Annotated in this window: 8 protein-coding genes; 5 read left to right on the top strand and 3 right to left on the bottom strand. The window is 63.4% G+C overall.

Annotated elements, in window-relative coordinates; all coding sequences use genetic code 11:
- Window positions 1-75: 75 nt before the first annotated feature.
- Genes BCS36_RS11315 through BCS36_RS11305 form a run of 3 tightly spaced genes read right to left on the bottom strand, consistent with a single transcriptional unit; the run spans window position 76 to window position 2,863 of the window.
- Complete coding sequence (locus tag BCS36_RS11315) at window positions 76-1,011, bottom strand: hypothetical protein (RefSeq protein ID WP_291302999.1); 936 nt, start codon at window positions 1,009-1,011, stop codon at window positions 76-78.
- On the bottom strand, window positions 993-2,246 hold the full coding sequence (coaBC, locus tag BCS36_RS11310) for a bifunctional phosphopantothenoylcysteine decarboxylase/phosphopantothenate--cysteine ligase CoaBC (protein WP_291302998.1): 1,254 nt from the start codon (window positions 2,244-2,246) through the stop codon (window positions 993-995). The genes BCS36_RS11315 and coaBC overlap by 19 nt, the downstream gene beginning before the upstream one ends.
- Window positions 2,243-2,863, bottom strand: a complete 621-nt coding sequence (locus tag BCS36_RS11305) for a hypothetical protein (protein WP_291302997.1) — start codon at window positions 2,861-2,863, stop codon at window positions 2,243-2,245. The genes coaBC and BCS36_RS11305 overlap by 4 nt, the downstream gene beginning before the upstream one ends.
- A 128-nt stretch (window positions 2,864-2,991) precedes the next feature.
- Between BCS36_RS11305 and queA the strand changes: the two genes are divergently transcribed.
- The 5 genes from queA (at window position 2,992) to BCS36_RS11280 (ending at window position 6,998) form a co-directional block, all read left to right on the top strand.
- Complete coding sequence (gene queA / locus BCS36_RS11300) at window positions 2,992-4,089, top strand: tRNA preQ1(34) S-adenosylmethionine ribosyltransferase-isomerase QueA (protein ID WP_291303000.1); 1,098 nt, start codon at window positions 2,992-2,994, stop codon at window positions 4,087-4,089.
- 201 nt (window positions 4,090-4,290) lie between these two features.
- Entirely contained in the window at window positions 4,291-4,515 is a 225-nt protein-coding gene (locus BCS36_RS11295) for a ferredoxin family protein (RefSeq protein WP_179980284.1), read from the top strand.
- A complete protein-coding gene (vorB, locus tag BCS36_RS11290; protein WP_291302996.1) occupies window positions 4,512-5,627 on the top strand; it encodes a 3-methyl-2-oxobutanoate dehydrogenase subunit VorB in 1,116 nt (371 codons plus the stop codon). The genes BCS36_RS11295 and vorB overlap by 4 nt, the downstream gene beginning before the upstream one ends.
- 2 nt (window positions 5,628-5,629) lie before the next feature.
- Window positions 5,630-6,466: a thiamine pyrophosphate-dependent enzyme gene (locus tag BCS36_RS11285; RefSeq protein WP_291302995.1), complete on the top strand. Its 837-nt coding sequence runs from the start codon at window positions 5,630-5,632 to the stop codon at window positions 6,464-6,466.
- Entirely contained in the window at window positions 6,459-6,998 is a 540-nt protein-coding gene (locus BCS36_RS11280; protein ID WP_291302994.1) for a 2-oxoacid:acceptor oxidoreductase family protein, read from the top strand. The genes BCS36_RS11285 and BCS36_RS11280 overlap by 8 nt, the downstream gene beginning before the upstream one ends.
- Window positions 6,999-7,472 lie beyond the last annotated feature (474 nt).

Here is a 7,472-nt window from a genome sequence, read left to right as displayed (position 1 = left end):
GGGGGAGGGGGTGTGGGGGAGGGACCCTTTTACAAAAGGGTCCCTCCCCCACAAAGCATCTCAAAGTACATTGCCCTAGCGGGCGACCTGGCGCAGGGACTGCCGTAAAAAGGCCAGCATGGAGGCATAGCGCTGGTCTTCACGCTGCATATAGTCCACATCCCACAGCACCCACACCATATGGCCCCGGTAGCGGGTCTGCTGGAGGGGCCGCAGGCCGGGGGGCAGGCCCAGCGCTTTCACCGCCGCAGAGCCCATAACCACCACGCCCCGTGCGCCGAGGCGCGAGGTTCCTGACCAGAAGGCATCGGCGTGCGGCACAAGGCCTTCGTCCATGCCGGGCGTGTGGTCTTCCGGCGCGGCGGGCATGCCAGCGGGCCAGAATGTATGGGTTCCGGCAGGGTGCGCCAGATCCTGAAGCAGTTTTTGCAAAAAGGCCCTGCGTTCAAGGCGGCCTTCAGCCTGCGGGTCGCAGAGGTCAAGGCCGAGATTCCAGTATGTCCACAGCACCAGACCGGGTCGTGTTTTTTCCAGCTGCTGCCGCCAGGGCGCGGGCCAGACGTGGGGAGGCAGGGGCTTCCACGGGTGGCCGGACGCAGCGTTTGCCTGCACGCCGGATTCGGGCTGGGGCGGCGCAGTTTGCGCTGCCGCGCGGGGTGCGCCATGCCCGTCCTGTCCGCTCTGCCCGGCAGGGGCGGCAGGTCGGCGCGCGGGTCTTGAGCCTTGCCCCAATGGCCCCGACTGCCCTGCTGCTGGGCCTGCTGCTGGAGCTGATGCTCCTGGCTGGCCGGATGCCCCGGCCTGCCCGGAAAACGTGGGTGTCCCGGCCTGTCTGCCGCCATGGCCGTTCGCCGCGCTGCCCGCAGTTCCACCCGCAGGCCTGCGCAGGGGCGGCCGGGCCGTGGTTTCAGGCTGCGGCGCAAAGGCGTCAAAGCCTTCGGGCATAAGCAGATTGGACAGGCCTCGGCGCTGCCACAGGGCTGACAGGGGATTTACATACGCAAAAGCCACGAACACAACTCCCAGGCCACGTCAGCCTTGCTCTGGTTGGGCCAGATTTCTTCGCGCCCCTTGGCGTCCACCACGGCCATGCTGTTGGTGGGCGAGCCAAAGCCGCTGTCCGCGACATTGACGAGGTTGCCAGCCAGAAGATCGGCCTTTTTGCGGGCAAGCTTGGCGTGGGCCAGGGGCAGCAGGGCGTGCATGTCCGGGGCGGTTTCAGCGGCGAAGGCCAGAATTTTCTGCCCGGGCGCGCGCTGCTCCGCAAGGCTCTGCAAAATGTCGGGGTTGGGCTGAAAGTCCAGGCTGAACCCCTGCGGGGCCTCGGATTTTTTGAACTTGCGTCCGCCAAGGGACTTGGGCGAAAAGTCCGCCACAGCTGCGGTGAACATGCCCACATCCATCTGGGGCCAGAGGCTGGCTGCCACGGCAAACATGTCTCTGGCGCTGACAACGTCCCGCCGCGCTATGCCCTGCGGCATGCGTGCGCGCACGCCGGGGCCGCATATGGCAGTGACCTCCGCGCCGCGCAGCCAGGCGCAGACGGCCAGGGCCGCGCCCATGAGGCCGCTGGAGGGGTTGGACCAGAAGCGCACCCCGTCCCAGGCTTCGCGCGTGGGGCCAAGGGTGACCATAACGCGTCTGCCTGCCATGTCCTGAGGGGACAGCGCCCGCAAAGCGGCAAGAAAAATGTCGTGCAGGGGAGCCAGCCTGCCTTCGCCCTCATCGCCGCAGGCGGTGCCGCCGCAGCCGGGGGCCACGATGCAGGCTCCACGTTCGCGCAGCAGGGCCACATTGGCCTGCGTGGCGGGGTTGGCCCACATGCGCGGATTCATGGCCGGGGCAATGACAAGCGGCCCGTCAAAGGCCAGAGCCTGCGCGGCCAGCATGTCGTCGGCAGCGCCGTGGGCAAGGCGAAAGAGGGCGTCGGCCGAGGCCGGGGCCACCACCATGACGTGGGCATGTTGCCCTGGCTCAAGGTGGGCGAAAATTTCCTGCCCTGAAGTGAACATGTCCTCATAGACAGGCGTAGCCCCCAGGGATTCGAAAAGCATGGGGGTCACAAAATGCCGCGCTCCGGGCGTGATTGTGGCCGAAACATGGATGCCCATGCCGCGCCAGGCCCTGAGAAGGTCCGCAGCCCGGTAGCAGGCCACAGAGCCGCACACGCCAAGATGCAGGCGCTTTTGCGCAAAGCGTGTGCTGTGATCAAAGGGCGTTTTCAGGCCGCTTTTTTGGTCGATCATAGATTTCGCTCCTGTAGGCCGCCGCTGCCGCCGCCGTATGTGCCGCCGCGGCTGGTCTGCCCGCCCTGAGGGGCGGTGTTCATGCCGCCAGCATCGCCTGATCCGCCAAGGCCGCCAGAGCCGTCAGAACCACCGGACCCGCCGCTTGAGCCTGCGGCGTCCTGCATGGGCAGGGGCGCGCCGTCTGGCAGGCGGTCGGCCACCCAGATATTCAGAACCGTCAGCAAGGTTTGGCTTTCAAAGGTGAGCACAGCCATGGTAGATCCACGGTCATACACATAGACGGCGCGCGCGCCCTTGCGCAGGGCCAGACGCAACTGCCAGCCCTGGCCTTGCAGGCCGGAGTACATGATCTGAGCCGCAAATCCCGTGTCTATCTTGCCGCGCAGCACTTCCAGCCCCTGGCGTCCGCCGCCGGGGCCAAAGTCCTGAAAGCCGTGCGAGCCGTAGCGCTGCATGCCGGCGGGCGTGGGCACGCCAAGCAGCAGGCTTGTGGTGGTATCTGTGCCGCCAGTCAGCGGGTCGTTGGAAAAAGGATTTTCCAGCCCGATGGAGGCGCAGCCCGGCAGAGTTGCGAGAAGTGACAGTAACGCAATGATGACAAGAGGCCGCCGCATGGCTATACTCCTTCCCTCCCATCGTCGTGCCGAGGGGAGCAATCACGTCACCCTAGCCTCAACGCCCCGCGCTGACAAGAGCGGCCATGGCGCAAATGGCGGGAACATATAACCAAGGCCCGGAAGCCATGCACATTGAGGAAGCGGATTTCTTTCTGGAAAATTACAATTTTGACCTGCCTCAGGAACAGATAGCCCAGTTTCCCCCGGAAGAAAGGGGCAGCTCGCGGCTGCTGGTCATGCCGCGCAAAGGCGCGCTTGACCTGCGGCATGAAAAGTTCAGTGATCTGCCGGACTGTCTGCCCGAAGGGGCATTATTGATAGCCAACAATTCCCGTGTATTGCAGGCGCGCCTTCTGGGCACGCGCACCACGGGCGGCAAGGTGGAATTTCTGCTGCTTACGCCCCTGCCCCTGGTGGTAGAGCGGGCCAAAGCAGACAAAAGCGGCGGGTTTTTTGCGGAGGCCGAAGGGCTTGTGCGTTCGGGCGGCAGCATCCGTGAAGGGGAAACGTTTGATTTTGGCGCGGGCATCCGTGTGACCGTGCTGGAATCCGGCCCCTTCGGGCAGCGCCGCGTGCGCCTGGGCTGGAAGGACGATCTGGCTGCGGCCTTTGCGGCCACGGGGCATATCCCCCTGCCACCCTACATCAAACGTCCTGACGGCGAAGAAGACCTGAGCCGCTACCAGACCGTCTATGCCCGGCAGGACAAGACGGGGTCGGTAGCCGCGCCCACGGCGGGCCTGCACTTTACGCCGCCCCTGCGCGAAAAGCTGGCGGGAAAGGGGATTCAGTGGGCAGAGGTGACCCTGTACGTGGGGTACGGCACCTTCAGCCCTGTGCGGACGCCCGACATCCGCAGCCACCGCATGCACCGGGAATATATGGAAATTCCCGAGTCTACGGCTCTGGCCATAGCAGAGGCGCGCGCGCAGAAAAGGCCCGTCATCGCTGTGGGAACAACCAGCCTGCGCGCCCTTGAGGGCGTGGCGGAACTGTGCGGCCGGGTGCAGGCCTATACGGGCTGGACGGATATTTTTTTGTATCCCGGCAGGCCGTTCCGCGTGGTTGAAGGTCTTGTGACCAACTTCCACCTGCCGGAATCCTCGCTGCTTATGCTGGTCGCAGCCTTTACGGGGCGCAAGCGCATGCTGGACGCCTATGGCGAGGCCATTGCCAAAGGGTACAGATTTTTTTCATATGGGGATGCCATGCTGATCCGCTGACGCCCTTTGCCGCTGACCGTCAGCTTTTCCGGCACGCCGGAATGACGGCGGGCAACGGCAGGTCTGCCCCGCGGGATGGTCCCGACGTGGGCATAATCTGGGCATAGACGAGGCTTTGACGGCAAGGCCTCCCGGAACGGACCTGTTGCAAGACTGTCCGCTCTCAACCCCCCGGCGGGCAAGGCGCCTCAAGGAGCATACATGTCACGAGTCGTTTTTCTGGAAGAACGCTGCAAGGGCTGCCGCCTGTGTGTGGAGGCCTGTCCCGTGCATATTTTACGGCCATCAGGCCGTTTTAACCGTCATGGCTATGAGGTTATGGAGATGGACGGCCAGTGCACCGGCTGCGCCTCCTGCGCCCTGATGTGCCCTGATGTGGCCATTCGTGTGTTCAAAAGCGAAAAAAAGAAAGGGGGCGAGGCATGAGTCAGGGCCAAAACTCCTCTGAACGTATTCTCATAAAAGGCAACGAGGCCGTGGCCTTTGGCGCTGTGGACGCGGGCTGCCGCTGCTATTTCGGCTACCCCATCACGCCGCAGAACGAAATTCCCGAAGTGCTTTCCTCGCTGCTGCCGGAGCACGGCGGCCAGTTTGTGCAGGCCGAAAGCGAAGTGGCGGCGGTCAATATGCTGCTGGGCGCTGCGGCCTGCGGCATTCCGGCGCTCACGTCTTCATCGAGTTGCGGCGTATCCCTCATGCAGGAAGGCATTTCCTACATGGCGGGCAGCCATATTCCGGGCGTCATGGTCAACATGCAGCGCGGCGGGCCGGGCCTTGGCGACATCGGCCCCTCGCAGGGCGACTATTTTCAGGCCGTCAAGGGCGGCGGCCACGGCGACCATCGCAACCTGACGCTGGCTCCGGCCACTGCCCAGGAATGCTATGACTTCATGTTCCGCGCCTTTGGTCTGGCCTTCAAGTACGCCAACCCGGTCATGGTGCTTGGCGACGCCATTGTGGGCCAGATAAAGGAACCCGTGCGGCGTGTGCCGCCCGCTGACGCGGTGTCGCCCGAAGCGCTGGCGGCCATGAGCAAGGACTGGAGGCTTGAAGGCTACGGCAAACGGGGCCCGGGCGCCTCGCCGCGCCTGCTCAAGTCCGTGTATCTTGCTGAAGGCGCGCTGGCCGAGCGCAACCGCATGCTTATGAAAAAGTACGAAGCCATGAAGGCCGAGTGCGCGTGGGAATGCGTGGATGTTGACGACGCAGAGCTTGTGGTGGTGGCCTTTGGCTCCATTGCCCGCATAGCCCGCAGCGCCATACGCCAGTTGCGGGCCGAGGGGCACAAGATTGGCCTGTTCCGCCCCATTACGCTCTTTCCTTTCCCGGAGGAGGCCCTGCGCGCTCTCGCGCCCGGACGCCGCTTCCTGGTTATGGAACAGAACACGGGACAGATGGTGGAAGACGTCCGGCTGGCTCTTTTTGCTCAGCCCGGCGTAAGCGCGTCTTCCGTGCTCTGGCACGGCATCATGCCCGGCCTCTTCATCGGGGCTGACGCCCTGCGTGAACCCATGCTACAGGCCCTCAAGGAGAAATAGCCATGTCAGCTCAGCAAATGGACGCCCAATGGCTGCCGCAAGAGGGCGAAACTCTGGTTTTTGACGTAAATCCCGTGCTCAACGAGCGCCAGACCCACTATTGCCCCGGCTGCCACCACGGCATAGCCCACAGGCTGGTGAGCGAGGTGCTGCACGAACTGGGCGTGGCGGACCGCACCATACTTGTGGCTGCGGTGGGCTGCGCCACCTTTACCTATGACTACTTCAACGTGGACGGTCTTGAAGCCCCGCACGGGCGCGCCTGCGCCGTGGCAACGGGCGTGCGCCGCGCCAGGCCGGAATCCGTGGTATTCACCTACCAGGGCGACGGCGACATGGCCGCCATCGGCATGGCCGAATCCCTGCACGCGGCCAACCGTGGCGAAAAGATCACCACCATATTCATCAACAATACGGTGTACGGCATGACGGGCGGGCAGATGGCCCCCACCACCCTGTTGGGGCAAAAAACCACCACCACGCGTCAGGGCCGCAACCTTGGCAATGAGGGCGGCCCCATCCGTATGGCCGAAATCATGGCCCAGCTGGACGGCGTGGCCTATGCCGCGCGTTGTTCGCTGGATTCCGTCAAAAACGTGCGCGCCGCCAAAAAGGCCGTGCGCAAGGCTTTTGACGTGCAGTTGCAGGGGCTCGGCTTTGGCTTTATCGAGCTGCTTTCCGGTTGCCCCACCAACTGGCATATGGACCCCATAGCCGCCAACAAGCGCATTGCCGAGGCTATGATCCCCGTGTTTCCTCTGGGCGTGTACAAGGATGTAACCGTGCCCGCCGCAGAAGGCACGACGGCGCATACAGCCGGGGAGGCAGGCCGTGAGTAGCTATCAGGACGTCATTATCGCCGGGTTTGGCGGCCAGGGGGTCATGCTGATAGGCAACCTGCTGGCCCAGGCGGGCATGGAACACGGACTCGAAGTGAGCTTCATCCCCGTATACGGCGCAGAAATGCGCGGCGGCACGGCCAACTGCACGGTGGTTATGGACGAACACGCCATCGGTTCGCCGCTGGTGCGTGAACCCCTGTCCACCATCATCCTCAACGAACCCTCGCTGACCAAGTTCCAGCCGCGTCTGCACAGGGACGGGGTGCAGGTGGTCAACGCCTCCCTGGTGGGCAAGGAGCTTCTGGACGCCTCCCTGCGCACGGTCTATATCCCGGTCAATGACATGGCCCACGAACTGGGCAATGTGAAGATGTCCAACATGGTGGCCCTTGGCGCGTGGCTCAAGGCTACCGGAGCGTTGCCGCTCGCAGAAGTGCAGGAAACCATCAAAAGGGTGACAAGCGCCCACTACGCCAAGCTTATTCCGGCCAACATGAAGGCTTTGGAAGCTGGCTACTCCTTTGCCTGACCATTGCGCCGTCTGAACCGGCGGGCATGCCCCGTCGCGTAACAGGCCGCACCAGGTGCGGCATGCGCACGGTAGACGCATAAAGGGCGATAAAGGGCGCATAACAGACTGATACACGACAAAATCCCCGTGGGAATCCACGGGGATTTTTTGCTGGCGCACGGCAGGCGTCAGCCGTTTTTTTAACGTCAGAGCGCTGCTCTGGAGCAGATAAACGCTGAGATGCGTGATGGCTGGAAAAGCGCTGTCTCTGTTACCCTCGCTTCAGATAAGCGCACTCGTTGCGCCCGCCAGAGCGTTTAACCCTTGCAATGCTCGCATCCGGCACAAAAGCCTGCCTGCTCGCACTTCGCGGCAAGTATTTTCCTGAAAATTCTTGCGGAGCAGTTAGCTCATTTCATTCGTATACTACTCTAAAACGCAATAAAGGTTTTAGGGGGTGGGGGCGTGGGGGAGGGACCCTTTTGCAAAAGG

This window comes from Desulfovibrio sp. MES5, from assembly GCF_002237645.1.
Taxonomy (GTDB): Bacteria; Desulfobacterota; Desulfovibrionia; order Desulfovibrionales; family Desulfovibrionaceae; genus Desulfovibrio.
Note: the sequence above shows the minus strand (reverse complement) of the source record. Positions and strands in the feature narration are given on the sequence as shown.

Excerpts from the sequence above, each read along its gene's own strand:
- BCS36_RS11285 (WP_291302995.1), top strand. The coding sequence starts at position 5,630 with ATGTCAGCTCAGCAAATGGACGCCCAATGGCTGCCGCAAGAGGGCGAA.
- BCS36_RS11305 (WP_291302997.1), bottom strand. The coding sequence starts at position 2,863 with ATGCGGCGGCCTCTTGTCATCATTGCGTTACTGTCACTTCTCGCAACT.
- coaBC (WP_291302998.1), bottom strand. The coding sequence starts at position 2,246 with ATGATCGACCAAAAAAGCGGCCTGAAAACGCCCTTTGATCACAGCACA.
- BCS36_RS11295 (WP_179980284.1), top strand. The coding sequence starts at position 4,291 with ATGTCACGAGTCGTTTTTCTGGAAGAACGCTGCAAGGGCTGCCGCCTG.
- queA (WP_291303000.1), top strand. The coding sequence starts at position 2,992 with ATGCACATTGAGGAAGCGGATTTCTTTCTGGAAAATTACAATTTTGAC.
- vorB (WP_291302996.1), top strand. The coding sequence starts at position 4,512 with ATGAGTCAGGGCCAAAACTCCTCTGAACGTATTCTCATAAAAGGCAAC.